The organism is Blastochloris sulfoviridis (assembly GCF_008630065.1).
Taxonomy (GTDB): Bacteria; Pseudomonadota; Alphaproteobacteria; order Rhizobiales; family Xanthobacteraceae; genus Blastochloris; species Blastochloris sulfoviridis.
In genome coordinates this window covers 1-25,250 of the sequence record NZ_VWPL01000045.1, presented here as the reverse complement: position 1 = coordinate 25,250, position 25,250 = coordinate 1, and the positions used below count along the sequence as shown (strand labels likewise).

30 protein-coding genes and 1 tRNA gene are annotated in these 25,250 nt (G+C 69.1%); 18 read left to right on the top strand and 13 right to left on the bottom strand.

Annotated features, from left to right (window positions below; all coding sequences use genetic code 11):
* Positions 1–196: 196 nt before the first annotated feature.
* The 3 genes from F1193_RS15910 to F1193_RS15900 all read right to left on the bottom strand — a co-directional run bounded on the left by F1193_RS15910 (position 197) and on the right by F1193_RS15900 (position 1,497).
* The gene (locus F1193_RS15910; protein ID WP_170263723.1) at positions 197–550 is read right to left on the bottom strand and encodes a HepT-like ribonuclease domain-containing protein; all 354 of its coding nucleotides are present in this window, start codon (positions 548–550) and stop codon (positions 197–199) included.
* Positions 540–875, bottom strand: a complete 336-nt coding sequence (locus F1193_RS15905; protein WP_150098784.1) for a nucleotidyltransferase family protein — start codon at positions 873–875, stop codon at positions 540–542. Before F1193_RS15905 ends, F1193_RS15910 begins: the two co-directional genes overlap by 11 nt.
* Positions 876–936: 61 nt before the next feature.
* The gene (locus F1193_RS15900; RefSeq protein ID WP_246164488.1) at positions 937–1,497 is read right to left on the bottom strand and encodes a cytochrome b; all 561 of its coding nucleotides are present in this window, start codon (positions 1,495–1,497) and stop codon (positions 937–939) included.
* 188 nt (positions 1,498–1,685) lie between these two features.
* Here F1193_RS15900 and F1193_RS15895 point away from each other — a divergent pair.
* The 7 genes from F1193_RS15895 to F1193_RS15865 all read left to right on the top strand — a co-directional run bounded on the left by F1193_RS15895 (position 1,686) and on the right by F1193_RS15865 (position 6,894).
* Positions 1,686–1,762 (top strand) — tRNA-Pro (locus F1193_RS15895).
* 456 nt (positions 1,763–2,218) lie between these two features.
* Positions 2,219–2,518 (top strand): type II toxin-antitoxin system TacA family antitoxin, encoded by a 300-nt coding sequence (locus tag F1193_RS15890; RefSeq protein WP_150098782.1) that lies wholly within the window; start codon positions 2,219–2,221, stop codon positions 2,516–2,518.
* A 3-nt stretch (positions 2,519–2,521) separates the two neighbouring features.
* Positions 2,522–3,031: a GNAT family N-acetyltransferase gene (locus tag F1193_RS15885; protein ID WP_150098781.1), complete on the top strand. Its 510-nt coding sequence runs from the start codon at positions 2,522–2,524 to the stop codon at positions 3,029–3,031.
* Positions 3,032–3,539: 508 nt separating this feature from the next.
* A complete protein-coding gene (locus F1193_RS15880) occupies positions 3,540–4,454 on the top strand; it encodes an MBL fold metallo-hydrolase (RefSeq protein WP_150098780.1) in 915 nt (304 codons plus the stop codon).
* Positions 4,455–4,575: 121 nt separating this feature from the next.
* Positions 4,576–5,868, top strand: a complete 1,293-nt coding sequence (locus F1193_RS15875; protein WP_170263722.1) for a cytochrome b/b6 domain-containing protein — start codon at positions 4,576–4,578, stop codon at positions 5,866–5,868.
* Between the two features lie 2 nt (positions 5,869–5,870).
* The gene (locus F1193_RS15870) at positions 5,871–6,272 is read left to right on the top strand and encodes a DUF1924 domain-containing protein (protein WP_150098778.1); all 402 of its coding nucleotides are present in this window, start codon (positions 5,871–5,873) and stop codon (positions 6,270–6,272) included.
* 10 nt (positions 6,273–6,282) lie between these two features.
* Entirely contained in the window at positions 6,283–6,894 is a 612-nt protein-coding gene (locus tag F1193_RS15865; RefSeq protein ID WP_150098777.1) for a hypothetical protein, read from the top strand.
* A gap of 275 nt (positions 6,895–7,169) precedes the next feature.
* Here F1193_RS15865 and F1193_RS15860 read toward each other — a convergent pair whose 3' ends face one another.
* The 3 genes from F1193_RS15860 to F1193_RS15850 all read right to left on the bottom strand — a co-directional run bounded on the left by F1193_RS15860 (position 7,170) and on the right by F1193_RS15850 (position 9,121).
* The gene (locus F1193_RS15860) at positions 7,170–7,556 is read right to left on the bottom strand and encodes a YchJ family protein (protein WP_150098776.1); all 387 of its coding nucleotides are present in this window, start codon (positions 7,554–7,556) and stop codon (positions 7,170–7,172) included.
* An 81-nt stretch (positions 7,557–7,637) separates the two neighbouring features.
* Entirely contained in the window at positions 7,638–8,825 is a 1,188-nt protein-coding gene (locus F1193_RS15855; protein ID WP_150098775.1) for an iron-containing alcohol dehydrogenase, read from the bottom strand.
* Positions 8,825–9,121, bottom strand: coding sequence for an antibiotic biosynthesis monooxygenase (locus F1193_RS15850; protein ID WP_150098774.1), 297 nt, complete (start codon positions 9,119–9,121; stop codon positions 8,825–8,827). The genes F1193_RS15855 and F1193_RS15850 overlap by 1 nt, the downstream gene beginning before the upstream one ends.
* 351 nt (positions 9,122–9,472) lie before the next feature.
* Here F1193_RS15850 and F1193_RS15845 point away from each other — a divergent pair, with 351 nt between their 5' ends.
* Positions 9,473–10,555: a YeeE/YedE family protein gene (locus F1193_RS15845; protein WP_150098773.1), complete on the top strand. Its 1,083-nt coding sequence runs from the start codon at positions 9,473–9,475 to the stop codon at positions 10,553–10,555.
* A 63-nt stretch (positions 10,556–10,618) separates the two neighbouring features.
* Here the strand turns inward: F1193_RS15845 and F1193_RS15840 are convergent, their stop codons facing one another.
* Both F1193_RS15840 and F1193_RS15835 read right to left on the bottom strand, forming a co-directional pair.
* Complete coding sequence (locus F1193_RS15840) at positions 10,619–11,008, bottom strand: ArsR/SmtB family transcription factor (RefSeq protein ID WP_150098772.1); 390 nt, start codon at positions 11,006–11,008, stop codon at positions 10,619–10,621.
* A complete protein-coding gene (locus tag F1193_RS15835) occupies positions 11,008–11,340 on the bottom strand; it encodes a thioredoxin family protein (RefSeq protein WP_246164486.1) in 333 nt (110 codons plus the stop codon). Before F1193_RS15835 ends, F1193_RS15840 begins: the two co-directional genes overlap by 1 nt.
* Positions 11,341–11,471: 131 nt before the next feature.
* On the opposite strand from F1193_RS15835, the gene F1193_RS15830 reads away from it, so the two are divergent.
* On the top strand, positions 11,472–12,209 hold the full coding sequence (locus F1193_RS15830; protein WP_150098771.1) for a cytochrome c biogenesis CcdA family protein: 738 nt from the start codon (positions 11,472–11,474) through the stop codon (positions 12,207–12,209).
* 3 nt (positions 12,210–12,212) lie between these two features.
* On the opposite strand, the gene F1193_RS15825 is transcribed toward F1193_RS15830, so the two are convergent.
* Positions 12,213–12,896 carry a hypothetical protein gene (locus tag F1193_RS15825; RefSeq protein ID WP_150098770.1) on the bottom strand — a complete coding sequence of 228 codons (684 nt, stop codon included), beginning with the start codon at positions 12,894–12,896 and terminating at the stop codon, positions 12,213–12,215.
* 15 nt (positions 12,897–12,911) lie between these two features.
* Here F1193_RS15825 and F1193_RS15820 point away from each other — a divergent pair, with 15 nt between their 5' ends.
* A complete protein-coding gene (locus F1193_RS15820; RefSeq protein WP_150098769.1) occupies positions 12,912–13,472 on the top strand; it encodes a thioredoxin family protein in 561 nt (186 codons plus the stop codon).
* An 8-nt stretch (positions 13,473–13,480) separates the two neighbouring features.
* On the opposite strand, the gene soxX is transcribed toward F1193_RS15820, so the two are convergent.
* Together soxX and soxA are read right to left on the bottom strand one after the other, a co-directional pair.
* Positions 13,481–14,095: a sulfur oxidation c-type cytochrome SoxX gene (gene soxX, locus F1193_RS15815; RefSeq protein ID WP_150098768.1), complete on the bottom strand. Its 615-nt coding sequence runs from the start codon at positions 14,093–14,095 to the stop codon at positions 13,481–13,483.
* Between the two features lie 10 nt (positions 14,096–14,105).
* The gene (gene soxA / locus F1193_RS15810; RefSeq protein WP_150098767.1) at positions 14,106–14,951 is read right to left on the bottom strand and encodes a sulfur oxidation c-type cytochrome SoxA; all 846 of its coding nucleotides are present in this window, start codon (positions 14,949–14,951) and stop codon (positions 14,106–14,108) included.
* A 378-nt stretch (positions 14,952–15,329) separates the two neighbouring features.
* Between soxA and soxY the strand changes: the two genes are divergently transcribed.
* The 8 genes from soxY to F1193_RS15770 all read left to right on the top strand — a co-directional run bounded on the left by soxY (position 15,330) and on the right by F1193_RS15770 (position 23,055).
* Complete coding sequence (gene soxY / locus F1193_RS15805; protein WP_150098766.1) at positions 15,330–15,782, top strand: thiosulfate oxidation carrier protein SoxY; 453 nt, start codon at positions 15,330–15,332, stop codon at positions 15,780–15,782.
* 25 nt (positions 15,783–15,807) lie between these two features.
* Positions 15,808–16,143, top strand: a complete 336-nt coding sequence (gene soxZ, locus F1193_RS15800) for a thiosulfate oxidation carrier complex protein SoxZ (protein WP_150098765.1) — start codon at positions 15,808–15,810, stop codon at positions 16,141–16,143.
* A gap of 217 nt (positions 16,144–16,360) precedes the next feature.
* Positions 16,361–18,052, top strand: coding sequence for a thiosulfohydrolase SoxB (gene soxB, locus F1193_RS15795; RefSeq protein WP_150098764.1), 1,692 nt, complete (start codon positions 16,361–16,363; stop codon positions 18,050–18,052).
* Between the two features lie 31 nt (positions 18,053–18,083).
* Entirely contained in the window at positions 18,084–19,364 is a 1,281-nt protein-coding gene (soxC, locus tag F1193_RS15790) for a sulfite dehydrogenase (RefSeq protein WP_150098763.1), read from the top strand.
* Entirely contained in the window at positions 19,348–20,106 is a 759-nt protein-coding gene (locus tag F1193_RS15785; protein WP_150098762.1) for a c-type cytochrome, read from the top strand. Before soxC ends, F1193_RS15785 begins: the two co-directional genes overlap by 17 nt.
* Complete coding sequence (locus F1193_RS15780; protein ID WP_150098761.1) at positions 20,103–20,444, top strand: c-type cytochrome; 342 nt, start codon at positions 20,103–20,105, stop codon at positions 20,442–20,444. The genes F1193_RS15785 and F1193_RS15780 overlap by 4 nt, the downstream gene beginning before the upstream one ends.
* 66 nt (positions 20,445–20,510) lie before the next feature.
* The gene (locus F1193_RS15775; protein ID WP_150098760.1) at positions 20,511–21,779 is read left to right on the top strand and encodes an NAD(P)/FAD-dependent oxidoreductase; all 1,269 of its coding nucleotides are present in this window, start codon (positions 20,511–20,513) and stop codon (positions 21,777–21,779) included.
* A gap of 16 nt (positions 21,780–21,795) precedes the next feature.
* Entirely contained in the window at positions 21,796–23,055 is a 1,260-nt protein-coding gene (locus tag F1193_RS15770) for an NAD(P)/FAD-dependent oxidoreductase (protein ID WP_150098759.1), read from the top strand.
* Positions 23,056–23,085: 30 nt separating this feature from the next.
* On the opposite strand, the gene F1193_RS15765 is transcribed toward F1193_RS15770, so the two are convergent.
* Positions 23,086–23,868 carry a ceramidase domain-containing protein gene (locus F1193_RS15765; RefSeq protein ID WP_150098786.1) on the bottom strand — a complete coding sequence of 261 codons (783 nt, stop codon included), beginning with the start codon at positions 23,866–23,868 and terminating at the stop codon, positions 23,086–23,088.
* Between the two features lie 370 nt (positions 23,869–24,238).
* Positions 24,239–24,853: a BLUF domain-containing protein gene (locus F1193_RS15760; RefSeq protein WP_150098758.1), complete on the bottom strand. Its 615-nt coding sequence runs from the start codon at positions 24,851–24,853 to the stop codon at positions 24,239–24,241.
* Between the last annotated feature and the right edge of the window lie 397 nt (positions 24,854–25,250).

Genomic DNA, 25,250 nt, shown 5'->3' with positions numbered 1-25,250 from the left:
AGCCCGACCACCCCCATCGCCTCAAGCTCGCGGCGATGGGCGCGCAAGGTGGCGAGGATCGCCTCGCGGTCGGGCGGCGGGCCGGTGCGCTGGTCCATGCCGCAAGACTACCACAACCGGCCCGGGCGGGCTTGGGCGCGTGTGGCGGCCCGGCCTGCCGAATGCGGAACACCGGCTCGATCGGCCGGCGTCCGCCTCAGCCCTGCTCCCCGAGCGTCTCGAGCGCGCGGGCGCAGGCCGCCCGCAGGCCATCGAGATCGTGCCATACGATGCGGCGGACGATCTCGATATCGACGCCGTCATAGCGATGACGCAGCCAGTTCCCGACGGTCCTGATCTGCGGCCAGGGCTGACCTGGCGCGAGGGTGTCGGCCGCCGGACCCAGCTTCATAGCCGCCTCGCTGATGCGGAGCAGGCAATAGGCGACGCCATCGAGGACCAGGGTGTGCTCGACCAGATCCGCCGGCTCCATGTCCCCGACATAGGCGCGGATAGAATCAATCGCCTCGATAATGTCCTGAAAGCGCACGGCGGGCCGGTCAGTAGGCATCGACGGCGTCCCGTTCGAGCTCGCGTGCCAGCCTGGGCTTGTGGACCGGCAGGAGGACGACATCGACCGTGCGTCCCAGCCACGCCGAAAGCCGCTGGCGAACCTCGTCGAGGTGGCCCAGGCAGGCGAAGCCGCTGGCGGGCAGGCGCGCCCGGTCCATCCGCACGGCCAGATCGATGTCCGAGCCCGGCCCGGCCTCGCCGCGGGCGACCGAGCCGAACAGCGCGAGCCCGACCACCCCCATCGCCTCAAGCTCGCGGCGATGGGCGCGCAAGGTGGCGAGGATCGCCTCGCGGTCGGGCGGCGGGCCGGTGCGCTGGTCCATGGCTAGAGATTACCACAACCGGCACGGGCCGGCGCTGACGCGCCGCCCGCCCGGCGAATCGTCAGGCCCGGGCGGCGCGGACGCCCGGCAGCATGCGGCCGAGCGCGCCGTCGCGCAGCACCGCCTGGTGGAAGATCGCTGCCGCGGCGTGCAGGCCGGCCAGCACGATGATGAGGTCGCCGGCGAACTCGTGCAGCTCCTCGACCGTATGGGCGAATTCGCGGTCGGGCCCGACCAGCGGCGGCAGCGCGAACAGGCCGAACACGCCGACCTCGCGGCCCTTGGCCCACACCATCACCATGCCGGTGAGCGGCACCGCGATCAGCGCGGCATAGAGCGCCCAGTGCATGGCGCGGGCGGCAAGCTGCAGCCACGGCGTGCCGGGCAGCGGCGCGGGCCGGGCGGCGGCCACCTGCCAGGCGAAGCGAATCAGCGTCAGCGCCATCACCAGGACGCCGATCGAGATGTGCAGGCCCACCAGCTCGGTCTTGGCGGGGCCCTTGGCCATCTCCTCGAAGATCTGGGCGGTGGCGAAGGCGCCGATCACCGCCAGCGCGGTCAGCCAGTGCAGCACCTGGGAGAACGGGTCGTAGCGGACGGCGGATGTCGTGTCGGAGGTCATTCTCAGGCTCCCTGTGAGGACTGGAGCCACCATTGCCCGGCGCCGCTGATGTCCCTCTGACCGGCCCCGTCAGCAATCCGTCAGGTCGGCCGGGCCGCCGCCCCCGCGCGGCCGCCACGGAGGTGCGACAAAAGCGGCGTTTGTCGCTTGCAGGCGCCGAATGCGTTCGCTATAAGCCCGCCTCCAGTCGGAGTGTAGCGCAGTCTGGTAGCGCACCTCGTTCGGGACGAGGGGGTCGCAGGTTCAAATCCTGCCACTCCGACCATTCTTCTCAGTGGCTTAGCTGATTTCCCGACAGCTTAACCAACGCCGGCGGACAGAAACCGGACAGAAACCGCCCGCAAATTGGTGGCCGCAGCGTCGCTGCTCGGGCATCAGCGCTCGGGCGCTAGTCCGGAGCGCCGGTCGCCGCCAACCGCTTTGGGCGAGCGTCGTCCGGATCGCTCTGTCGGCAACGGCTGACGCTGGCGGCGCTGTCTCGCGTGTGCATCGCAGCCCGGCATCCCGCGCGCGATCGCGGCGAGAATCCACCCCTGGGATCGAGCGACAGTGGCTTCGACATCCCTCCCGGTCATGCGGTCCGGGCCATAATCGCCGAAGCAGTGGCTGGCCTGGGCAAGCCTGAGCGTCCCATGGCCGCGCCAGGTGAGAGATCGTTGGCTGAATGCGCTGTATTGCAATTTGCACTACGTCACGCTATTCTCCGACGTGGGAGGTGCCCATGGCCGCCAACGCTGAACGCAAGGAACACCCGATCTCGATGCGCCTGCCGGAGGCCGACATCGCGATGATCGATCGTGCGGCTGGTCTGCGCGGCCGGTCGCGCACGGATTTCGTACGCGAGGCGGCCGTTCGCGCAGCCGAGGACGTGCTGATGGAGAACCGGTTGATCCGCATGAGTCCGGAAGGCTTCGCCGATTTCATGGCGGCCTTGTCGGGGCCGGCGGCCGCGGTGCCTGAAATGGTGGAATTGGCGAAGCGGCCAGCCCCGTGGGAGCCAGGCGACGTCGCGAAACGCTGAGCCGTGACCCTTTCTGCCCCCGAACCGCTGACGGTGGCCCACGACGTTTCCGAGTTCACTTGCGGAAAGCCATCGCTCGACCATTGGCTCAAGACGCGGGCGCTCTCCAATCAGGAGAAAGGCTTCACAGCCGTCCTGGTTGTCCACGAGATCGGGCGCGTCGTTGGCTACTATGGTCTCGCGCCGACAGCGGTCGTTCCGAGCGTGCTACCGCGCTCAGTCCGCACGGGTCAGCCGCCTGATCCTGTTCCGTGCCTGCTGCTTGGTCAACTCGCGACCGATATCGGCTGGGCTGGACGCGGGATTGGGACGGGCTTGGTAAAACACGCGTTCGAGCGCTGTGTGAAGGCAGCGGCACTTGTCGGCGGCCGCGCTCTCATGGTCAATGCCGTCGATACCGAGGCCGCCGCGTTCTGGCAGCGGCGTGGCTTCATTCCCTCAAAGGATGATCCGCTCGTGCTGTTTCGCGCGATCGCCGCGATCGCCGCATCTCTGGCGGAGGCCCGACGATGACGATGACACCATTATCGCTTCCGTCGAGACGAACGGTCGCGGCTTCGGTCGGGTCCGGCCGGGGCGCATTTCGGATGTGTCGGGTGACAGCCGTGGCAATCTCACGGAGAGCGCGGCGCGGCGTCAGTATCCGGCGGGTTCGGTTCTGCGGCGATCACCAGATCCGCGACGTTCTGCACAGCCTGATAAAGCTACGAGGCAAGCCGCGAGGAGATGGCGCCATCGCCGCGGTGGGATCACCGAAGGAGTCTCCTATGCCTGTTCACTGGGTCTCCGGAAGCGGACGGTATCGTTCAGAGGTGGCCCTGCTGGTTTGAACAGTGTGAGCCGGTGGCGGGCGAGCACTTGCTCTTCGGCATCCTGACCTGCCCGGCCACGACAGCCCGGTTTGCCGGCGTCGGCCTCCTGTGCGATGGCTGGCGAAGCATTCGTGCATCAACCCCGAGGGCATCCGGCCCCGGCGGTTCCCCCGCCGGCCGCGCCCTCCCCCGCCCGAGAGACGCCCCCCGTGTCCAACATCGACGACATTCCCTTCGACCGGACGCCGGTTGCCGCCGGCACCCTCGAGGCCGTGGCGCCCGGCGTGCGCCGCCTGATCGCCGCCAATCCCGGCCCGTTCACCTATACCGGCAGCTGCAGCTATGTCGTCGGCACCGGCAGGGTGGCGATCATCGATCCCGGGCCGGACGATCCCGCCCACATCGCCGCCCTGCTCGATGCCGTGCGCGGCGAGACGGTGACGGACATCTTCGTCTCCCACACCCACCGCGACCATAGCGACGGGGTGGCTGCCCTGAAGGCCGCGACCGGCGCGCGGGTGCTGGCGGCCGGCCCGCACCAGACGGCACGGCCGCTCCATATCGGCGAGACCAACCCGCTCGATGCCGCCGCCGACCACGACTTCCGCCCCGACCTCGCTTTGCCGGACGGCGCGGTGGTGAGCGGCCCGGACTGGATGATCGAGGGGGTGGCCACCCCCGGCCATACCGCCAACCACATGGTGTTCGCGCTGCGCGAGGCCGGCGTGCTGTTCACCGCCGACCACATCATGGCGTGGTCGACCTCGATCGTGGCGCCGCCGGACGGCGCGATGGCCGACTACATGGCCTCGCTGCGGAAGCTGCGCGACCGGCCGGAGACGGTCTATCTCCCCGGCCACGGCGCGCCAGCCCGCGAGGCGCCGCGCTTCCTCGAAAGCTACATCCGCCACCGCGAGGGCCGCGAGGCCTCCATCCTCCACCGGCTTCACAAGGGCGAGGCCGACATCCCCACCCTGGTGCGGGCGATCTATATCGGCATCGACCCGCGGCTGATGGGACCGGCCGGCCTGTCGGTGCTGGCGCACCTGGAGGACCTGGTGGCGCGCGGCGTGGTGCGCACCGAGGGTGCGCCCTCGATCGCCGGCCGCTACCGGCTGGCGTGATACCACCCCACTGACGTCTTGCTGACACGGCGCTGACAGCGCCGGTCAGGGCACCGTCAGCCCCCCTCGGGCAAGGATGCTGCCGGCCACACCGGGCCAGCATCGCCGAGGGGAGCCCACCATGACGAGACACGTCCGCCCGCAGGAGGCTTGCGCCTTGGCGGCCGAGATGCCCGCGCCGCAGGCCGGCGAGGTCGTGGTGTGGGACCGCGCGGTGCGGCTGTTCCACTGGCTGCTGGCGGCCGCGGTGTTCGCGGCGCTCGCCACCGGCCTTGTGGCGCCGCGGCCGTGGCTCGACGCGCATGTGGTGCTCGGCACCGCCGCCGCCGTGCTGGTGGTGTTCCGGCTGGTGTGGGGCGTGCTCGGGCCGACCTACGCACGCTTCGCGAGCTTCCCGCCCGATCCGCGCGCCGCCCTCGCCCATGCCGGCGGCATGCTGCGCGGGCGGACGATTCATGATGCGGTTTCCGGGAGATCACTGCGTGATCCCGGAAACGAACTCGCCGAAAACCCTGGCCCGGAAGGCGGATTTTCGGCGAGCGGAATGCGGTTCTCCGGCTTGATCAGCCGGAATCCGCATTTCATCGGCCACAATCCGCTCGGCGCGATGATGGTGGCGACGCTGCTCGTTGTCATCGTCGCGCTCACCGTCACCGGCGTCGTCATGCTCGGCGGGCTGGCCAAGGAGGGGCCGCTCGCGGCGGCGACCAGCTTCGCCGCAGGCGCCAGCGCCCGCGACATCCACGCGGCGCTGGGCTGGCTCATCCTGGCGCTGGCTGTGCTGCACATTGCGGGCGTGCTGATCGAAGGCCGGCGCGAAGGGCAGAGCCTGGTGTGGGGCATGGTCACCGGGCGCAAGGCCGCGATGCCGGGCGCAGTGACGGCGCCCGAGCGCGCGGCGCGCCCGCGCCTTGCCGCAGCCATTCTCGCCACTCTTGCAGTGGTGCTGGTGCCGGCGATCGTGATGGCCTCGCGCCAGCCGGCGGCCGGCGTGCCGACGGCGCCGCTCGATCCGCTCTATGTGCACGAATGCGGCGCGTGCCATTCGCCGCATCATCCCAGCATCGCCCCCTCTGCCACCTGGGCCGGGATCGTCGAACACCTCACGGCGCATTTCGAGGAAGACGCGAGCCTCAGCGAGGCCGATACCGCGCGGCTTGCCGCCTATCTCGCCGACAATTCGGCTGAGCGGTTCGACACCAAGGCCGCCAATCTGTTGCGCACGCCGAGCGCCGATGCGCCGCTGCGCATCACCGCAACCGCGGGCTGGACGCGGCTGCACCGCGGCGTTCCCGCCAACGTCTTCACCACGCGCGCGGTGGGCGGTGCGCTCAACTGCTCCGCCTGCCACGCCGACGCCGAAACCGGCCACTTCGCGGCCCGCGCCATCGCATTGCCAAAGGAGACACACTGACCATGCGCCTGCTCGTTCCCGCCGCCATCCTGCTCGGCTCGACCGTCACCGCCTTCGCCCTGACCCCGTCGCAGACCACGATCCTCAAGCCCTACGTGTCCAGCGCCCAGCCGGGCTTCACGCCCTCGGCCGAGCGCGGCCGCGCCTTCTTCTTCGCCAATCACGGGGGCGGCAAGGCCGATACGCCCGCCTGCACCTCGTGCCACACCACCGACCTGAAGAAGCCCGGCCAGACGCGCGCCGGCAAGGCGATCGACCCGATGGCGCCGTCCGTCGTGCCCGCGCGCTACAGCGATGCGGCGGAAGTCGAGAAGTGGTTCCGGCGGAACTGCAAGGACGTGCTCGGCCGCGAATGCACCGCCGAGGAGAAGGCCGACGCGCTGGTGTTCCTGTTCGGATTGTGAGGAGAGACAAATGCCGACCCTGTCCCGCCGCATCGCGCTCGGCGTGCCGCTGATCGCCGGCCTGCTGACCGCCACCCCGCTCTTTGCCGATGGCCTGCGCGTTCCGCCGGTGAACGATCCGGTGGTGGCGAAGGAATGCGCGTCCTGCCACATGCTCTACCCGGCCGGGCTCCTGCCCGCCCGCTCGTGGACCGCGCTGATGGCGAGCCTGAAGGACCATTTCGGCGACAATGCCGAACTCGACGCCGACACTGCCAAGCGCATCACCGACTATCTCGTCGCCAATTCCGCCGACACCCTGCCCGGCCGGCGCGGTCGCGACCGCCATTCGTGGCTCGGCGACTGGTGGCACGGCGAGCGCCACCACGACGAAGGCCGCCACGGCGAGCGCGTGCGGTGGCGCGACGACGACGCGCGCGACTCAGGCCGCACCCCCGCCGCCCCCGCGACGCCGACGGTGGTGCCGACCCGCATCACCGAGCTCGGCTGGTTCAAGCGCAAGCACGAAAAGCGCGACCGCATCGCACCGGCGACGCTGAAGAAGAAGGGCGCGAAATTCGCCGGCGACTGCAAGGCCTGCCACCAGGACGCCGAGCGCGGCATCTTCGAGGACGAGGACTGAGACGGCTTTCGGGTGATCGGCTCGGCCTTTCTTCCCTCTCCCACCCGGGCCGCGCTTGCTCGCGCCCGGGCGCAGGCTCTTGCGGGAGAGGGTGGCGAGACCGAGCGTTAGCGAGGTCGAGCCGGGTGAGGGGTGTATAGGGGCGTATGCCGAAAAGTTTACCCCTCACCCGCCTCGCGATCTGAAGATCGCGAGGCACCCTCTCCCACAAGGGGAGAGGGAAGGAAGCGGCGGTCGGCCGATGATCCTTCCGGCCCATTCAGCCAGATTCCGCGTCAGCCCTTCCTGCGTTCGGGGCGGTAGAACCAGCGCCCACCCTGCTTGCGGAACAGCGAGCGTTCGCGGTGTTTTTCCTCGCGGCCGCCGTTGCGGCGGAAGCTGGCGATGAACTCGACCACGCCCTTGTTGCCCTCCTCCGAACCTGCCAGCACCTTGAGGCCGGTGAAGGTCGAAGTGCGCATCCACGCACGCGCGACATCATGGTCGAAATCATAGCGGCGCTGCGGATCGGTGGTGGCGAGAATGTAGTCGAAATCGCCGCGGGCATAGGCCGTGTAGCGCGAGCGCATCAGCGCCTCGGGCGAGCCGGCCTGCGCCTCTCCCGCCAAGAGCGGCCCGCAGCATTGGTCGAACGGCCGGCCGGAACAGCACGGGCACTCCATAAGACACTCCTTGACTCCGACGTTCCCTGAGCCTTCGCGGCACGGCCTTCCCGCTGTCCTGTCCGGGCGCAGAAGCCCCGCTCACAGCCGCGCCGCCACCACGCGGGCGATCTCGTCGTCGGTCAGCATAACGGGGTTGGTCTTCATGCTCGATCCACGGCTGCCGGCGACGATGCGCGCCACGTCATCCGCCACCACGCCGAGCGCCGACAGCCGCGGCAGCGCGAGGCGCTGCGTCCAGTCCGCCAGCGTCGCCACCAGCGCGGTGCGCGCCGCCTCCGCCGATGCGCCCTCGGCGTTCGCCAGCAGGCGCCCGGCTGCGGCATATTTCGCCAGCGCCGGATTTTGCGGATCGCGCGCGGTCATCGCCTCGATATTGACCTGCGTCGCGGCGGCCACCAGCGTGCCGCACACCACGCCGTGCGGGATGGGAAACAACGCGCCGAGCGGCGAGGCCAGTCCATGCACCGAGCCGAGCCCGGTCTGCGCCAGGCAGATGCCGGAGACGAGCGCCGCATAGGCCATGCCGGCGCGGGCTTCAACTGCTGCGGCGCCCCGGTCGTACCAGTCGAGGAGAGCGTCGCGCACCGCCGCGAGGCCCGACAGCGCCAACGCGTCGGTGAGCGGATTGGCCCGCGCCGACACGTAGCTTTCGAGAAGCTGGGTCAGCGCGTCCATGCCGTTGGCCGCGACCAGGGCCGGCGGGCAGGTCGCGAGCAGGTCGGGATCGACGATGGCGACCCTGGCGATAAGCGCGTCGTCGCGGAACGACTTCTTGAAGCCGTCCGCACCGATGCGCGACAGCACCGCGTTCTTGGTCGCCTCCGAGCCGGTGCCGGCCGTGGTCGGCACGGCGATGAACGGTGTCGCCGGGCCGCGATAGGGCTTGTCGGCGCCGACGCCTTCGAGATGATCCATCACCGAATTGCCGGGCGCGATGAGCCCGGCGATGGCTTTCGCCGCATCCAGCACGCTGCCGCCGCCGATGCCGACCACCACCTTGATGCCGGTGCCGTGGACGGCGCGCACCGCGCCGTCCACCAGCTCCGGCGACGGCTCGCCCGCCACCTCGACCGTCTGCCAACTCAGGCCGCGCTGGCGCAACGCCTGAAACAGCGCCCCGGCGTGCGGCGAGGCGGCGAACGAGCCTGCCCCGGTCACCAGCAGCAGGCGCGCGCCGAATCGCGCCGCCAGATCGGGCAGCTTCTGCACCGCCCCGGCGCCGAATTCGATGCGGGGCAGCGCGGCGATCGCGAACGGGGCGATCATCACGGCGCCGGGAACAGGGCGCGCATCGGCTCGCCCCGGCGCGGCGCGGCCATCATCGGCGCCACCGCGTCGCGCCAGGCGGCATAATGGGCCGTCTGCTTGTGGGCGGCGGCATCCTCGGCGCTGGCATAGGCCTCATACAGGATGAAGCGGGCGGGATCGTCCGGCGCCTGCAGCACATCGAAGCGGCGGTTGCCGGGCTCGCGCACCGACGCCTCGTGGTTGGCGCGCGTCGCCGCGATGAAGGCGTCGACCGCTTCGGGCTTGATCACGACATGGACGAGCGTGACGTGCATCCGACCTGCTCCGGGTTCGGGAGAACGGTCCGCCGCCGTCTCCCCTGATGAGGCGAACAGTGCCAAAGCAATCGCTGCGATGGCAATACGGATCGGGTCATTACGGGCTGGGCGACGCGCCGATTGCCGAGATTGCGCGCCGGTGCCGGCGACCGGGTGCGGACTGCGGCGCTCCCGCGCGATCCGCCAAAGACCGCATCGGGGCTTGCGTCGGGGCTTCCGGCTGCGACCTGGCGCACTGGAACGCCCTTCCGCCGGGCACTATCGGCGTCTCCCGCCGCAACCGGCGTGGGATCACGGGCTTGCCGGCGGCGCCGGCGTGGTATGATCATCCCCAAAAAGGGATTGAGCATGGACCTGAGCGCGGCAATCGATCTGTTGGGAGAGGGCAGCGTGCTCGCGCTCGGCGGGCTCGCCATCGGCGCCGCGTTCGGCTTCGCGGCCCAGCGCAGCCGCTTCTGCCTGCGCGCGGCGGCGATCGAGTTCTGGCACGGGCACGTCGACCGCAAGGTCGCGGTCTGGCTGATGGCGTTCGCCACCGCGGTTGTGTGGACGCAGGCGCTGATCCTCTTCAGCGCGCTCGACGTGTCGGAGGCGCGCCAGCTCGCCCAGCGCGGCAGCCTGTCGGGCGCGGCCATCGGCGGGTTGTGCTTCGGCGCCGGCATGATCATGACGCGCGGCTGCGCCAGCCGGCTGCTGGTGCTGTCGGCCACCGGCAATCTGCGCGCGCTGCTGTCCGGCTTGGTGATGGCGGTTGCCGCGCAATCGGCAATGCGCGGCGCGTTGGCGCCACTGCGCGAGGCGGTCACCGGGTGGTGGACCATCGACGGCACGGGCGCCCGCGACCTGCTCGTGCTGCTCGGGCTCGACCACCGCCATGCGCTCGCCTTCGGGCTCGTCTGGTGCGGCGCAGCCTACGCCTACGCCCTGCGCAGCCGGCTGCCGTGGGGCATGTGGTTCACGGCCTCGGGCGTGGGCGGCGCGGTGGCGGTCGGCTGGCTGTTCACCTATCTCGTGTCGCAGGCCAGCTTCGCGCCGGTGCGGCTGACCAGCATCACCTTCACCGGCCCGTCCGCCGACACGCTGATGTTCGTGCTCGACCAGACCCGCATGGTGTGGAACTTCGACATCGGGCTGGTGCCGGGGGTGTTCCTCGGCTCGCTCGCCGCAGCCCTGCTGTTTCGCGAGTTCGAGCTGGTCGGCTTCCGCGACGGCCAGAGCATGCGGCGCTACATTGCGGGCGCGGTGCTGATGGGCTTCGGCGGCATGCTCGCCGGCGGCTGTGCGGTCGGCGCCGGGGTGTCGGGCGGCGCCATCTTCGCGGTGACCGCCTGGGTGACGCTGGTCTCGATCTGGGCCGCCGCCGGCATCACCGACCGGTTGATCGACACCGACGAGACCCCGGTCGTGGCGACCCCGCGCCCGGCCGAGTAGCGCGGTCTTCGAGTTGTCGCAGTCTCTTTCGCAAAACCGGTTCCCACGTTTGCGGAGAATGCTCTAGATCCCCGGATCGTCGACCTCCGGCGCGCGCGCCGGGCCGCAGAACGCCGCGTGCAGGGCCAGGATCACGTCGCGGACCTCCTCGCGGGCCAGCGAATAATAGATGTGCGTCCCCTCGCGCCGCGCCTGGACGAGGCGGTCGCTCTTCAGGCGGGCGAGCTGCTGGGAGACCGCCGGCTGACGCTGGTCCAGGATCTCGGCGAGCTCGCTGACCGACTTGTCGCCCTCGGCCAGCAGGCACAGGATGACGAGGCGGGATTCGTGCGAAAGCGCCTTCAGCAGTTCGCTGGCATCGCGCGCATATGACAGCAGCTCGGCGATGTCGACGCGCCGCCGGGCGACCAGGAGGCGGCTCACGCGCGAGGGCGCGGTCGGATGAGCGGCCATCACGGCACTGATTCGAGAAGCTGTCCGAGGCGGCTCCAGAAGAACTCGTCGCCGGGATAGCCCTCGATGCGGCCGATCTCGACGCCGCCCTCGACCAGCACGAAGGTCGGCGTGTAGCGCACCGGCCGCGTCAGCGTGAACGCCTCAAGATCCCTGCCGCGGAATTCGACCTGGCGGAGCGGCGCACGGCGCCCCTCCGGGGTCTTGTCGTAGGCCGGGCGCACCTGCGCCTCGAACGCGCGACAATAGGGGCAGCCGGCGTCGCGGACGTAGAGCAGCTCGGCCGCCCACGCGGGACCGATCGCGCTCGCGACCAGAAGCGCGGCGCACACGAGAAGCGCGCGCCGCGTGTGCGGCGCAGCGAAAGGTGGGGATCGACGGATGGGCCAAGTCATCGCAAAATCTGAATTCATGCAAGACTAGCCGATGTGACGCGCGGGCGCTACGGCACGGGAGGGCTTCGATGTCGCTGGACGTGAATCTGGCCGCGGCGTTCGCCGCGGGCCTGCTGTCCTTTCTGTCGCCCTGCATCCTGCCGCTGGTGCCGCCCTATCTGACATGGCTCGCCGGAGCCTCGCTCGCCGAGATGACGGCCGAGACGCCGCCGCCCGGCACGGCGCGCCGCGCCGTGGTCCGCGCGCTCGCCTTCGTGCTCGGCTTCTCGACGGTGTTCGTGGCGCTGGGCGCGAGCGCGTCGGTGATTGGCCAGCTCCTGCTCGACCACGTGGCGATCCTGTCCCGGATCGCCGGCGTGGTGATCGTGGTGTTCGGGCTTCATTTCGTCGGCGCGTTCCGTATCCCACTGCTCTATCGCGAGGCGCGCTTCGCCGCCGCCGCCAAGCCTGTGGGGCTCCTCGGCGCGTTCGTGCTCGGCCTCGCCTTCGCCTTCGGCTGGACGCCCTGCGTCGGGCCGGTGCTGGCCTCGATCCTGATGGTCGCCGGTGCCGAGGATACGGCGGCGCGCGGCGCGCTGCTGCTCGGCGGCTACGCGCTCGGCATCGGCGTGCCGTTCCTCGCCGCCGCCGCGTTCGTGCGGCCGTTCCTGGGCTTCCTCGCCCGCTTCCGTCGGCACCTCGGTGTGATCGAGAAGGTGGTCGGCGTGCTGCTGATCGTCACCGGCGTCCTGATCTTCACGCGCACCATGGCCGATGTCGGCGGCTGGCTGCTCGAGCTGGTGCCGGCGCTCGGGCGGATCGGCTGAACCTCAGCCGAAGCGCAGCACCAGCAGCCGGTCGAACGCCTTCAGCTCGATCAGCAGGCGATACACCAGCTCGCCGTCGCCGGCCTCGACCGCGGCCGGAATGCGCGCCAGCGATGCGAGCGCGCCGTCGACGGAGCGGCGGAAGTCGGGGTCGGCCGCGACGGCCGGCGCGGCCTCGGCGTTGCAGCGTCCCAGTGCTGCGGCGGTGGCCGCGGCGGCTTGGCGCGTGGCGGGCCCGGGCGGCGCATTGCGATATGAGTCGAGCGCGGCGAAGGCGCGGCTCGCGGCGCGGATGCAGTCGGCAAACAGCGGCCGGCCGGCCGCCTGGCGCCGCATCGCCAGCTCGTCACCGATTCGCCCGACGAGTGCGCCGGCTTGGGCGAGGTCGCCGGCATCGAGCGCGCGCAGTGCCTCGCGCGCCTGGGTGGCCACCGGATCCGCGCCGGCCGTTGCTTCGAGGCGCTCAAGCGCCAGCGCGGCGAGGTCGACATTCTCGGTGCGGATGTAATCGGCCGCCGTGCGCAGCGCCGCGAGCACCGGCGCGGCGGTGGCGATCTCGATGCCGGCGGTCCCGGCGATCGCCGCGCGTTGCGGCGCAAACGCCAGCAGCGCACACAGCGCGAGGGTCGCGGCAATCCGATGGTTGCGGGGCCGGCGCGCTGGCTCTACCTTCGATTCGACCGTCACGAGGAGCCCCCGCCCATGCTCTCGCGCCGCGCCGTTCTCGCCGCCGCTGTGCTGCCGATCGCCGGCACGCTCCGCGCCGAGCCGCTTGTCACCGAGGATGGCCTGCTTACCCAGGACTGGTTCCTGCAGAGCCTGCTCGAACTGGCCGACGATGTCGCGACCGCGACCGCCGCCGGCAAGCGCTTCGCCATCATGTGGGAGTTGCGCGGCTGCCCGTACTGCCGCGAGACCCACGTCAAGAACCTCGCCGATCCGGCGATCGCCGCGTTCGTGAGAACCCGCTTCGACGTGCTGCAGCTCAACGTCACCGGGCAGCGCGAGGTGGTCGACTTCGACGGCGCCAAGCTCACCGAGAAGGCGCTGGCCGAGAAGTACGGCGTGCGCTACACGCCGACCTTCCAGTTCTTTCCGCAAAGCGCCGAGGGCCTCGCCGGCAAGAAGCCGCGCGAGCGCGAGGTCGCGCGCGCCCAGGGCTATCTCGAACCGCCGCAGTTCCTCGCGCTGTTCCGGTTCGTCGCCGACAGGGCCTACGAGGCGGGCCCGCTGCGCGACTATCTGCGCGCGCAGGGGCTGTGAGCCGCGCCTCACTTGTTCACCGGCGAATCCGGATCGAGCAGGAACGCCACCGCGTCCTTGATCTGCTCGATGGTGAGGAAGCCGTTGTGGCCGAACCGCGGCATGGTGGAGCAGGCCATCGTGCCCTGGCCGTTGTAGATGCGCTCGTAAACTTCCTTCTGCGCCGCCTCGCTCGTGCCCTTCAGCTTGCCGTAGCCGAGCAGACTCGGGCCGAGCGTGCCATAGCTGATCTCGGTCGGCGCGAGCTGGTGGCAGGCGTAGCAATTGCCGCCATTGGCGCGCTTGGGATCGTCGCCCATGCGGCCGCCGAAGCCGGACAGCGCGGAGGCCTGGCCCTTCTTCCAGTCGCCGAGGAATTTGCCATCGGCCGGATAGGCGACATTCTTCTTCTCGCGCGCGACGATCGCCTTGGCGACCTTGGGCGGCGGGGCGTTGCGGTACTGCGAGCACAGCCGCATCGTCTCGTCCTGGTCGACGCGCGCCTGCATGTCGGCCGGCAGATCGCGCCACGAGGCCGCGACGGCGCGCTCGACACGGGCGGGGCTGATCGCGTCGGCCGCGGCGGCCGTCGCAACCGGGGCGAAGACGGCGGCACAGAGCGCCGCGAGAGTGGTCCGGATCATCGCAGGCTCCTCATCGCTTGATCGACGGCACTTCGATCTTGCCGCCTTCGGCCTTCTTGGTCAGGTACGCGGTGAGCGCGATCGTCACCTCGGACGTGTAGCCGACGTCCGGCATGCGCATCTGCCAATAGCAGTCCCACAGCCGGTGCTGCATGGTGCGCAGCGACGCCTGCGACACGCGATAGGTCGGCCACGAGGCCATCGTCGCCTGGGCGTCCTTTGGCGTATCGAAGTGCGGCAGCTTCTGCAGCCGGATGCGCTGGCCCTCCTGGCCGTGGCAGGTCTGGCAGGAGAAGTCGTTGACGCTGGCGCGGCGGAAGAACAGCGCCTCGCCGAGCGCGACCATCTCGCGCTCCTTGGGGTGCTCCATCTTCGCGGCATAGACGTGCCCGTTGGAGCGGTTGGCGACGAAGGCGACGAGGGATTCGATCTCGGTCGCCGGGTTGCCGCCGGAGCTTGCGAACGGCTTCTTGCGGATCGCCGCGGTGTCGAAGCCCTGGATCGTCTCCATGCACCACAGGATGCGCGACTCGGCGTCCATCACCTTGCCGGTGTCGGCGAAGTAGCGCGGCATCTTCGCGTAGGCGCCGTCGAGCTTGCCGGGGCCCTCGCCGAGGTCGCAGGTCTCGAGCGAGACGTTCTTGGTCCCGCGCGGCATCGACCACAGCGCCTCGCCCGCGTCGACCGCGAGGTAGCCTGGGTTCGACATCGGGTCGGAGATCATCGCCCGGTATTTTTCGAGCGTCTTGTCGGCGTCGTCGCCGGGCGAGCTCTGTGCCCGCGCGCCGCCGCAATCCAGCAAGCCGCCCCCGATCGACAGGGCGACGGCGAGTGCCATCGTTGCCGTTGTCCGCATGCGTCCTCCCGAGCGTGGCCGCGCCGGTTCGTGCCGGTTCATGGTGCCGCAGCCATAGCCGGAAGCATATATCCCAACATGCGAATGGAAAGATGCCGCGACTTTTTGAAGCAGTCGCGGAGAATATTTGTTTCCATTTTTGCGCTGCGAAAGAAATGCCTCATCGCAGAACGGCGCTGCAGCATAAGGAAGTTCCAAATTCGTCTTTCAGAGCTATTGCCTAACCGCTGCGGACCGGCTACCAAAATGCAAAAATACGAATGTTTCGGGGATGACACGGTGAAGCGACGGCGCCTCGCGCCGCGTTCCCTGGCGGGTGCAGGACACCCGCCACGACAAGGGCCCGTGCCTCCGGCGAGACGGGAGGAGAACGCGATGATGATGTCGACAACTCGGCGCGGCGCGCTTGTGCTCGGCGGTGCCGTGATCGGCGGTGCCGTCCTCGGCATGCCGCGGACGGCGGCCGCCAAGAACGACGCCGAGGATTTGATCAAGGCGTTCACCGGCGGCGCGTCGGTGGCCAAGGGCAAGGTCAAACTCGACCTGCCGGACATCGCCGAGAACGGCAACACCGTGCCGCTGGCGTTCACGGTCGACAGCCCGATGACCGCCGACGCCCACGTCGTCGCGGTGCTGGTGGTCGCCGAGGGCAATCCGCGCGGCGGCGTGGCGACGTTCCATTTCACGTCGGACACGGGCGTCGCCGAGGCCTCGACCCGCATCCGCCTCGCCCAGACCCAGAACGTGGTCGCGGTCGCCAAGATGAACGACGGGTCGTTCTTCTCGGACACGCGGCAGGTCAAGGTGACCATCGGCGGCTGCGGCGGCTGACCGGAACAGGACAGGGAGCGAACCGATGTCGACACCCGCACCGCGCCCGCGCATTCGCCTCGACAAGAAGGAGGCCAAGGCCGGCGACCTGATCGAGGTCAAGGCGCTCGTCGCCCACATCATGGAGTCCGGCCAGCGCCGCGACAAGGATGGCAACGTCATCCCGCGCAAGATCATCAACCGCTTCACCTGCGAGGTGAACGGCAAGCTGGTCTTCGCCTGCGACCTGGAGCCGGCGATCTCCGCCAATCCCTACATGCAGTTCAAGTTCAAGGCGCAGGAGTCGGGCAAGGTGGTTCTCACTTGGATCGACGACGACGGCAGCAAGATCGTCGGCGAGGAAACGCTGACCGTGAGCTGATGCGAGCCGCGGCCCAAGCGACGATGACCCAAGCGACAACGGCCAAGGCGACGACGGCCAAGGCGTCGGCCTCGTCGACGGCCCGATTGACGGTCGAGGCGACGCCCCAGGGGCCGGCCCAATAGTCGGCCAAGGCCGCGGCGACGCGCCACCGAGCGACGACATTGCGAACAAGGGTTCGCCACCCGTGCGCGCGGGTGGACGGGAGGATGCGTGCATGGCGACACGACGGGAGTTCCTGCAGCTCGCGGCGGCGACCGCGGCGGTGACCGGTGGGGTTGCCGGCGACGGCGGCTGGTCGCGCGCCTTCGCCCAGCAGCGCCTGACCCAGGCGGAGCTTTTGGCGTTCGAGCCGCTCGGCAACGTGACGCTGGTCCACGTCACCGACCTCCATGCGCAGCTGAAGCCGATCTTCTTTCGCGAGCCGACCGTCAATCTCGGCGTCGGCGAGGCTGCCGGCACGCCGCCCCACGTCACCGGCGCGGCGCTGCTTGAGGCGTTCGGGGTGCCGAAGGGCAGCGCGCTGGCGCACGCGCTCACCGACCAGGATTTCGAGGCGCTGGCCAAGGCCTATGGCCGGGTCGGCGGGCTCGACCGCATCGCCACCGTGGTTGGGGCGATCCGCGCCGAGCGGGGCGAGCGCGTGCTGCTGCTCGACGGCGGCGATACCTGGACCAACTCCTACACCTCGATGGCCACCAAGGGCCAGGACATGGTGGAGTGCATGGCGCTCCTGAAGCCGGACGCCATGACCGCGCATTGGGAGTTCACGCTCGGCGAAGAGCGGGTCAAGGAGATCGTCGATCAGCTCGGCTATCCGTTCCTGTGCCAGAACGTGCGCGAGAGCGAGTTCCAGGACGAGGTGTTCAAGGCGTCGGCGACCTTCGAACGCGGCGGCGTGAAGATCGCGGTGATCGGCCAGGCCCTGCCCTATACGCCGATCGCCAATCCGCGCTGGATGATCCCGAACTGGACGTTCGGCATCCGCGAGAAGGAGCTGCAGGCCGAGGTCGACAAAGCGCGCGCCGAGGGAGCGCAGCTTGTCGTGCTGCTGTCCCACAACGGCTTCGACGTCGACCGCAAGCTGGCCGGCCGCGTCACCGGCCTCGACGTGATCCTGACCGGCCATACGCATGACGCGCTTCCGGCGCCGGTCAAGGTCGGCCAGACGCTGCTGATCGCCTCAGGCAGCCACGGCAAGTTCGTCTCGCGCCTCGACCTCGACGTGACGGGCGGCAAGGTCGCAGGCTTCCGCTACCGGCTGATTCCGATATTCGCCGATGCGATCGCGCCTGACCCGGCGATGGCGGCGGCGATCGCCCGCCAGCGTGCGCCGCACGAGGCGATGCTGGCGGAGGTGGTGGGGCGCACCGAGACCACGCTCTATCGCCGCGGCAACTTCAACGGCACGCTCGACGACGTGATCTGCGACGCCCTGCTGGCCGAGCGCGACGCCGAGATCGCGCTGTCGCCCGGCTTCCGCTGGGGGGCGAGCCTGCTGCCGGGTCAGGCGATCACCCGCGAGGACGTCTACAACGCCACCGCCATGACGTATCCGGCAGCGTACCGCATGACGATGAGCGGCGCTCGGCTGAAGGAGGTGCTGGAGGACGTGGCCGACAACATCTTCAATCCCGATCCCTACCTCCAGCAGGGCGGCGACATGGTGCGCGTCGGCGGGCTCAGCTACGCCATCGACGTGACGAAGCCGATCGGCGCGCGCATCAGCGATCTCCGCCTGGCGCGAACCGGCGCCCCGCTCGATCCGAAGAAGGACTACGTCGTCGCCGGCTGGGCGAGCGTGAACGAGGGCGTCGAGGGTCCGGCGATCTGGGACGTCGTGTTTGCGCATCTCGCCCGCAACAAGACCGTCGCGCCGAACGGCGCCGGCAACGTCAGGATCCTGTGAAGCCGGGCTCGTGCCCCGATCGGAGCAGCTTATGTCGAGCGATACCAACGGACGCAATCGGGTTTCACGGCGCGGGCTGCTCGGCACCGCGCTTGCCGCCGGCGGCGCGATCACGCTGCCGCGCGGCGCGTCCGCCGGACCGGGCAATCCCGCCAACCAGCCGCCCAACCTGCCGGACTGGAGCCGCACGCTCGGCGACGGCGTCGCGGTGCGCGCCTATGGCAAGCCGTCCAGGCACGAGGCCGATGTCATCCGCCGCGACGTCGAGTGGCTGACGGCGTCGCGCGAAAGCTCGGTCTCCTTCACCCCGCTGCACGAGCTCGACGGCATCATCACGCCGAACGGCCTGTGCTTCGAGCGGCATCATGGCGGCATCGCCGAGGTCGACCCGGCCGACTGGCGGCTGGTGCTCCACGGCCTCGTCGACAAGCCGCTGATGTTCACGCTCGACGACATCAAGCGCCTGCCGCGCACCAACCGGGTCTACTTCGCCGAGTGCGCGGCCAATTCGGGCATGGAGTGGCGCGGCGCGCAGCTCAATGGCTGCCAGTTCACCCACGGCATGATCCACAATGTGATGTACACCGGCGTGCCGCTGAAGATCCTGCTGGAGGAGGCAGGGCTGAAGCCCAACGCCAAGTGGCTGCTGATCGAGGGCGGCGATGCTGCGGCGATGACGCGCTCGCTGCCGCTCGCCAAGGCGCTCGACGACTGCCTGGTCGCCTATCGCATGAACGGCGAGATGCTGCGGCCGGAGAACGGCTATCCCGTCCGCATCGTCGTGCCGGGCTGGGAAGCCAACATGTGGGTGAAGTGGCTGCGCCGCATCGAGGTCGGCGACCAGCCGTGGCACCACCGCGAGGAGACGTCGAAGTACACCGACCTGCTGGAGAACGGCCGGGCGCGCCGCTTCACCTATGTCATGGACGCCAAGTCGGTCATCACCAGTCCGAGCCCGCAGGCGCCGCTGAAGCACGGCAAGGGCTTCACGGTGCTGTCGGGCATCGCCTGGTCGGGGCGGGGCAAGATCGCGCGCGTCGACGTCTCGCTCGACGGCGGCCGCAACTGGCGTACCGCGCGGCTCGACGGGCCGGTGCTCGACAAGTCGATGGCCCGCTTCTACGTCGAGTTCGACTGGGACGGACGCGAGCTGTTCCTGCAGTCGCGGGCGATGGACGAGACCGGCTACGTCCAGCCGACCAAGGACGAACTGCGCAAGGTGCGCGGGCTCAACTCGATCTACCACAACAACGGCATCCAGACGTGGCGCGTGCTGCCCGGCGGCGAGGTGGAAAATGTCGAGATCGCGTGAGGTCATGGTCGAGATCTTGGTCGCGCTGGCGCTTCTCGCGGGCGCCGGAATCGGCGTTGCCGGCGCCGAGAGCGCGCCGAAGCCGGGCGGCAAGTCGGACGGCAAGACGGTCGCCGTCACGGCGCCCGCGCCGGCGGCCAAGGCCGCGCCGGTCCACTACGGCATCGGGCGCGAGGCGAAGCCGGAGGAGATCGCCGGCTGGGACATCGACATCCGGCCCGACGGGCAGGGCCTGCCGAAGGGCCGCGGCACGGCGCGCGACGGCGAGGACATTTTCGTCGCCAAGTGCGCCGCCTGCCACGGCGAGTTCGGCGAGAGCACGGGGCGCTGGCCGGTGCTGGCCGGCGGCGCGGGCTCGCTGGCGAGCCACGATCCGGTCAAGACCATCGGCTCCTACTGGCCCTACGCCTCGACGGTGATCGACTATATCCGCCGCGCCATGCCGTTCGGCGACGCGCAGTCGCTCACCAACGACGAGCTCTACGCCATCACCGCCTATCTGCTGTTCCTCAACGACGTGATCACCGACCGGGAGTTCGTGCTGTCGGACGAGACGTTCCCGACGATCAGGCTGTCGAACGAGGCGAACTTCTTCAACGACGACCGCGAGGCGTCGGAGAAGGCGTTCTGGAAGAAGACCCCGTGCATGACCGCCTGCGCGAGCGGCGAGCCGAAGATCGTCGGCCGCGCCCGCGCCATCGACGTCACGCCGGAAGACGGCAAGGGGCCGCAGGTCGAATGACGCGGAGCGGAGGGATCGCTGTCCTCGCGGTGCTCGCGGCCCAGGTGGCCGCGGCGGACGCCCTGCGTATCGGCGACCGCGAGCTTGGCGAATACCTGTCCTCGGAATGCGTCACCTGCCACCAGCTCAGCGGCAGGTACGACGGCATCCCTTCCATCGTCGGCTGGCCGCCGGACAGCTTCATCGCCATCCTCACCGACTATCGGGAGAAGCGCCGGGAAAACCCGGTGATGCGCTCGATCGCGGTCAAGTTCACGGACGAGGAGATCGCGGCGCTGGCCGCCTATTTCGGCAGCATGGCGCCGACGACGGGAAGCCTGGCGCCGAAGACGGACTGAGGAGACGGCGGGTAGCCGGCCACAGAGCCGGCACCCGGGACGGGCAAGCCAACGGGAGGATCGATCATGACGGAACTCACCAGACGTCGCTTCACCGCAGGGGCGCTCGCCGCCACCGGCATTCTCGCCGCGCCCGCGGTGGCGCGCGGCAAGGGCAAGCCGCGCCTCGTCGTCATCGGCGGCGGCCCGGCCGGCGCGACCGTGGCGAAATACGTCGCCAAGGACTCGCAGGGCGCGATCGACGTCACGATGGTCGAGCCGCTCGCGTCCTTCACCACCTGCTTCCATTCCAACCTCTTTCTCGGCGGCTTCAAGGGCTGGGAGCAGATCACCCATCCCTACAAGCTGGCGAGCTATGGCGTGACTCACGTCCGCCAGATGGCGACCGGGATCGACCGCGACAAGCGCGAGGTGACGCTCGCCGACGGCACGAAGCTCGCCTACGACCGGCTGGTGGTGGCGCCGGGCATCGACCTCAAGTTCGACTCGGTGCCGGGCTGGTCGGAGGCGGCAGCCGAGGTCATGCCGCACGCCTGGAAGCCGGGGCCGCAGATGCAGCTGCTCAAGGCGCAGCTCGATGCGCTGGAGGACGGCGCCACCATCGTGATGGTCGCCCCGCCGAATCCCTATCGCTGCCCGCCGGGGCCCTACGAGCGCGCCTCGTGCATGGCGCACGTCCTGAAGGCGAAGGGGCATACCCAGTCGCGCATCGTCATCATTGACCCCAAGGACCGCTTCTCCAAGATGGCGGCGTTCCAGGAGGGGTGGCAGAAGCACTACCCCGGCATGATCGAGTGGATGGACCCGAAGATGCACGGCGGGCTGAAGAGCGTCGACCCCGCGGCGATGACGGTGACCACCGACCTCGAGACCATCAAGGCCGACCTCGTCAACGTCATCCCGGCGCAGATGGCCGGGCGCATTGCGCGCGAGGCCGGGCTTGTCAACGAGACCGGCTACTGCCCGATCGACGCGACCAATATGAGGTCGAAGCTCGATCCCAATATCTACGTGCTCGGCGACGCCGCGATCGCCGGGGCGATGCCGAAGTCTGCCTTTGCCGCCAACAGCCAGGCCAAGGTGGTGGCGATGATGGTGCGCGGCGAGCTGGCCGGGGCGCGGACCTTCCCGGCCCGCTACGCCAACACCTGCTGGTCGGTGATCGAGACCGACGACACCATCAAGGTCGGCGGCCGCTATGAGGCCAAGGACGGCGCGATCGCCGAGGTCGAGGGCTTCGTCTCCAAGCCCGGCGAGGACGCCGCGACCCGCCGCCAGACCAGCGAGGAGAACATCGGCTGGTATTCCGGCATCACTGCCGACATCTTCGGCTGAGCGGGGAAGAGCGGTCATGCTCGATCGGCGGACGTTCGTCGGCGGCGTGGCGGGGGTGGCTGCGGCCGCGCTCGCCGCGCCGGTGATCGCGCAGGGCCGGCTCAAGGTGGTGGTGATCGGCGGCGGGCCGGGCGGCGCGACCGCCGCCAAGTATCTGGTGCGCGACGAGGCCAAGGTCGACGTCACGCTGGTCGAGGCCAACCGCACCTACGTCACGCCCTTCACCTCCAATTTGTTCCTCGGCGGGCTGAAGCCCTATGACGGGCTCGAATTCGGCTACGACCGGCTGGCCGGACACGGCGTCAGGCTGGTGTTCGACCGCGTGGTGGGGATCGACCGCGACATCCGGCGCGTGCGCACCGCGGGCGGCGAGGCGCTGGCCTACGACCGGCTGGTGATCTCGCCGGGAATCGACTTCCGGTGGGACGCGGTGCCCGGCTATTCCGAGGCGGCGGCGGCGCGCATGCCGCACGCCTGGCGCGGCGGCGATCAGATCCGCCTGCTCAAGGACCAGCTCGACGCGGTGCGGGACGGCGGCGTGATCGTGATCGTGGCGCCGCCGACCCCCTATCGCTGCCCCCCGGCACCCTATGAGCGCGCGGCGATGATGGCGCATGCGCTGGCCACGCGCGGCGTGCAGGGCGCCCGCATCGTGATCCTGGATACCAAGGACCATTTCGTGCTGCAGCCGCTGTTCGAGGACGGCTGGGCGCGCCACTATCCCGGCGTGGTCGAGTGGCAGGATCCGAAGATGCACGGCGGCATCAAGGCCGTCGACGCGGCCACGATGACGGTGACCACCGACCTTGAGACGATCAAGGCCGACGTGGTCAATGTGATCCCGCCGCAGATGGCCGGCCGGCTCGGCCGGGACGCCGGGCTTGCCGACGAGAGCGGGTTCTGCCCGGTGGATGCCGCCACCATGCTGTCGCTGAAGGATCCGCACATCCACGTCGTCGGCGACGCCGCGATCGGCGGCGAGTTCCCGAAATCGGGCTTCGCCGCCAACAACGAGGCCAAGCTGGTGGCGATGCTGATCCGCGCCGAGTTCCTGGGCGGGCGGCGGCTGCCGGTGCGCTTCACCAATCATTGCTGGAGCACGATCGCCCCCGGCGACGCGATCAAGAACGGCGGCCGCTACGAGCCGCGCGACGGCCGCATCGTCTTGCTCGACCCCTACACCTCGCAGCGCGACGAGAGCGCGGAGCTGCGCGCCAAGCAGGCGCGCGAGGCGATCGGCTGGTACGCCGGCATGACCACCGACATCTTCGGGTGACACCGATTGCGGCAAGAGCCGGCGTTGGCGTCAGGGACCGCCTGGAGACTCCGCTGGCTTCGTCGGCGGCGCGTGGCGCAGCGCCGTCACGAGGAGGCGGTGGAGCGCGGCGGCATTGAGCAGGTGCCAGAGGGCGTGGGTGCCGAGCGGCCATGCGGCGCAGACCGCCATGTCGAGCGTGCGCGCGGTCAGCGACACCGCGAACAGCCCCGCCGCCGCCAGCAGGCCGGCGCCAGCCGCGCGCCAACGGGCGATCGCCGAAGCCTCGGCCGCCCGCCGCACCGGGTCGGCGGCCGCGCCATAGGCACGGTTCTTCGGGGCGGCGAGCCAGGCCGCGGCATGGGCCGCCCGCCAGCGCAGCAGCAGGCCGACGACGACCAGCGCCACCAGCGCCGGCACATAGCCGAGCGAGCCGGCGAGCACCGGCGACGCCGGCGCGACCAGCCGCGGCAGCACCGCGGTAACGGCAACGAGCAGCCCGACGCCAAGGAGGGTTCCGGCAGGGCCGAGCCCGAGGAAGCGGCGCAACGCCAGCACCAGATAGCCGAGCACGAAGCCCGCGATCGGCAGAACGTCGGCGAGGCCCGCCCAGCGCTCCGCCACCGTGTGGAACAGGAAGGAGCCGACGCCGATCGCGGCGACGACGCCGGCCAGGACCATCACCGGCACGTCCCGCACCGGCGCCCGCCGCGCCTCGATCAGCACCGCCGCCGCAGCGACCAGGAAGGCGGCGTTGGTCACGGCGTTGAGCGGCTCGGCCCAGAAGGCGGCCGAGGTCCGCTCGCAATAGAGATCGACCGGCGCGGTCCACATCACCAAGCTACCCGCTCAGTTTTCCGGCCGCGCCAGGACTGCCGCGGCCGCTGTTCCACGTTCTTGGGTTGCCGCTTTCTCTCTCGCAAAGGCGGTTTCCACGCCTCCGGAGAGCGAATTATACTTGCGGAACTCGGTTTCTACATGCCGTCGTCATGACCTGCCTGTGTCCTGGCCATCCACGTCCTTGTTTTGAAAGACGTTTGAAGTCGAGGATACCCGCGCAGGCACCCTCATTCAGCCTGCGCAAGCTTGGCTGAAAACTCATTCCTGCAGCCTGCGCAAGCTTGGCTGAAAACTCATTCCTGCAGCCTGCGCAAGCTTGGCTGCAAGCACGGGCATGACGAGTCCTATCGCGCGGCGGTTGGTGTCAGGCCTGCCGCAGGGAGTTCAGCGCCGACTCGCAAAGACGTATATGCCCTTCGCTCAACTTTCCGTTCCTGCCGGCATCGACGACGCTTTCGAGCACCAGGCTCGCAATTTCGACACTGCTTTTCGTGTTGTCGATGACACTTTTCAGATGCTCAATGACCTTATCCTTCGCATCCAGCTCCCGCACCAACGGATCCCAGTAGGGCTTGCGGTAGTGATCCATGAGAGCTTCGACAACGTTCTCATTCTGAACCAGATAATCGAAGTTGAAATCCCGCTCCCCGAAATTCCTCAAGCCTTCGATATGCTGCAGCTCCTGGTCTGAAATCCGTTTGAAACCCATGCTCCAGTCGGAGTATTGACGGCGCTCGATCTGCCTTCTGCGCAGGACCTGGATGTCGGCGTGGCGCGGATCCTTCTTGATGCTTTCGACAAGCTCATCGACAGCCTTCTCCTCGCCCTCCAGCGCCTGCAAGAACGTCCCGTTGCCATAGAGCAACATTCCGGTCACGCCGGTGCTGACGTTGTTTTTCAAGCATTGCTGCAGGAGCGCGAGCAATTTTTCCGCCGACATCGGCTCCGTCGCACGGCTGATGTATGCGATCTGGATCATCACCTGTCCTTCCCCATCGTCGATATCCGCAGAGATCAGGCACCACACCGAATTTATATTCAATTTGAATTCTTATATATTAAACAATCAAACCTAATGCCGACGCTCGTTTTGGACTTGCAATTACCGCACTCCCTATAAAACGTTTCGCAGTGAGTACATTTGCCAATTCAGTATTTCAAATCGCGCGCTATGACACAATTGATATATAAGATCCTTCGCCGGGTTACGAATAAAGCCGGAGGATGGATCGGAGCCATCTGCGTTCACTTATCTGTTATCGTAACCCCACAGGTGGGGCGGCATCAATGGTCGTCCGCCGGTAACTGCTCACGTCCCCCTTTTTGGGACTGGTCTGAGGGGTCGCGGCCCTGTTGAGCATTTTCGGTTGCGCGAG

Excerpts from the sequence above, each read along its gene's own strand:
- F1193_RS15910 (WP_170263723.1), bottom strand. The coding sequence starts at position 550 with ATGCCTACTGACCGGCCCGCCGTGCGCTTTCAGGACATTATCGAGGCG.
- F1193_RS15905 (WP_150098784.1), bottom strand. The coding sequence starts at position 875 with ATGGACCAGCGCACCGGCCCGCCGCCCGACCGCGAGGCGATCCTCGCC.
- F1193_RS15900 (WP_246164488.1), bottom strand. The coding sequence starts at position 1,497 with ATGACCTCCGACACGACATCCGCCGTCCGCTACGACCCGTTCTCCCAG.
- F1193_RS15890 (WP_150098782.1), top strand. The coding sequence starts at position 2,219 with ATGGCCGCCAACGCTGAACGCAAGGAACACCCGATCTCGATGCGCCTG.
- F1193_RS15875 (WP_170263722.1), top strand. The coding sequence starts at position 4,576 with ATGACGAGACACGTCCGCCCGCAGGAGGCTTGCGCCTTGGCGGCCGAG.
- F1193_RS15870 (WP_150098778.1), top strand. The coding sequence starts at position 5,871 with ATGCGCCTGCTCGTTCCCGCCGCCATCCTGCTCGGCTCGACCGTCACC.
- F1193_RS15865 (WP_150098777.1), top strand. The coding sequence starts at position 6,283 with ATGCCGACCCTGTCCCGCCGCATCGCGCTCGGCGTGCCGCTGATCGCC.
- F1193_RS15860 (WP_150098776.1), bottom strand. The coding sequence starts at position 7,556 with ATGGAGTGCCCGTGCTGTTCCGGCCGGCCGTTCGACCAATGCTGCGGG.
- F1193_RS15855 (WP_150098775.1), bottom strand. The coding sequence starts at position 8,825 with ATGATCGCCCCGTTCGCGATCGCCGCGCTGCCCCGCATCGAATTCGGC.
- F1193_RS15850 (WP_150098774.1), bottom strand. The coding sequence starts at position 9,121 with ATGCACGTCACGCTCGTCCATGTCGTGATCAAGCCCGAAGCGGTCGAC.
- F1193_RS15845 (WP_150098773.1), top strand. The coding sequence starts at position 9,473 with ATGGACCTGAGCGCGGCAATCGATCTGTTGGGAGAGGGCAGCGTGCTC.
- F1193_RS15840 (WP_150098772.1), bottom strand. The coding sequence starts at position 11,008 with ATGGCCGCTCATCCGACCGCGCCCTCGCGCGTGAGCCGCCTCCTGGTC.
- F1193_RS15830 (WP_150098771.1), top strand. The coding sequence starts at position 11,472 with ATGTCGCTGGACGTGAATCTGGCCGCGGCGTTCGCCGCGGGCCTGCTG.
- F1193_RS15820 (WP_150098769.1), top strand. The coding sequence starts at position 12,912 with ATGCTCTCGCGCCGCGCCGTTCTCGCCGCCGCTGTGCTGCCGATCGCC.
- soxX (WP_150098768.1), bottom strand. The coding sequence starts at position 14,095 with ATGATCCGGACCACTCTCGCGGCGCTCTGTGCCGCCGTCTTCGCCCCG.
- soxA (WP_150098767.1), bottom strand. The coding sequence starts at position 14,951 with ATGCGGACAACGGCAACGATGGCACTCGCCGTCGCCCTGTCGATCGGG.
- soxY (WP_150098766.1), top strand. The coding sequence starts at position 15,330 with ATGATGTCGACAACTCGGCGCGGCGCGCTTGTGCTCGGCGGTGCCGTG.
- soxZ (WP_150098765.1), top strand. The coding sequence starts at position 15,808 with ATGTCGACACCCGCACCGCGCCCGCGCATTCGCCTCGACAAGAAGGAG.
- soxB (WP_150098764.1), top strand. The coding sequence starts at position 16,361 with ATGGCGACACGACGGGAGTTCCTGCAGCTCGCGGCGGCGACCGCGGCG.
- soxC (WP_150098763.1), top strand. The coding sequence starts at position 18,084 with ATGTCGAGCGATACCAACGGACGCAATCGGGTTTCACGGCGCGGGCTG.
- F1193_RS15785 (WP_150098762.1), top strand. The coding sequence starts at position 19,348 with ATGTCGAGATCGCGTGAGGTCATGGTCGAGATCTTGGTCGCGCTGGCG.
- F1193_RS15780 (WP_150098761.1), top strand. The coding sequence starts at position 20,103 with ATGACGCGGAGCGGAGGGATCGCTGTCCTCGCGGTGCTCGCGGCCCAG.
- F1193_RS15775 (WP_150098760.1), top strand. The coding sequence starts at position 20,511 with ATGACGGAACTCACCAGACGTCGCTTCACCGCAGGGGCGCTCGCCGCC.
- F1193_RS15770 (WP_150098759.1), top strand. The coding sequence starts at position 21,796 with ATGCTCGATCGGCGGACGTTCGTCGGCGGCGTGGCGGGGGTGGCTGCG.
- F1193_RS15765 (WP_150098786.1), bottom strand. The coding sequence starts at position 23,868 with ATGTGGACCGCGCCGGTCGATCTCTATTGCGAGCGGACCTCGGCCGCC.
- F1193_RS15760 (WP_150098758.1), bottom strand. The coding sequence starts at position 24,853 with ATGATCCAGATCGCATACATCAGCCGTGCGACGGAGCCGATGTCGGCG.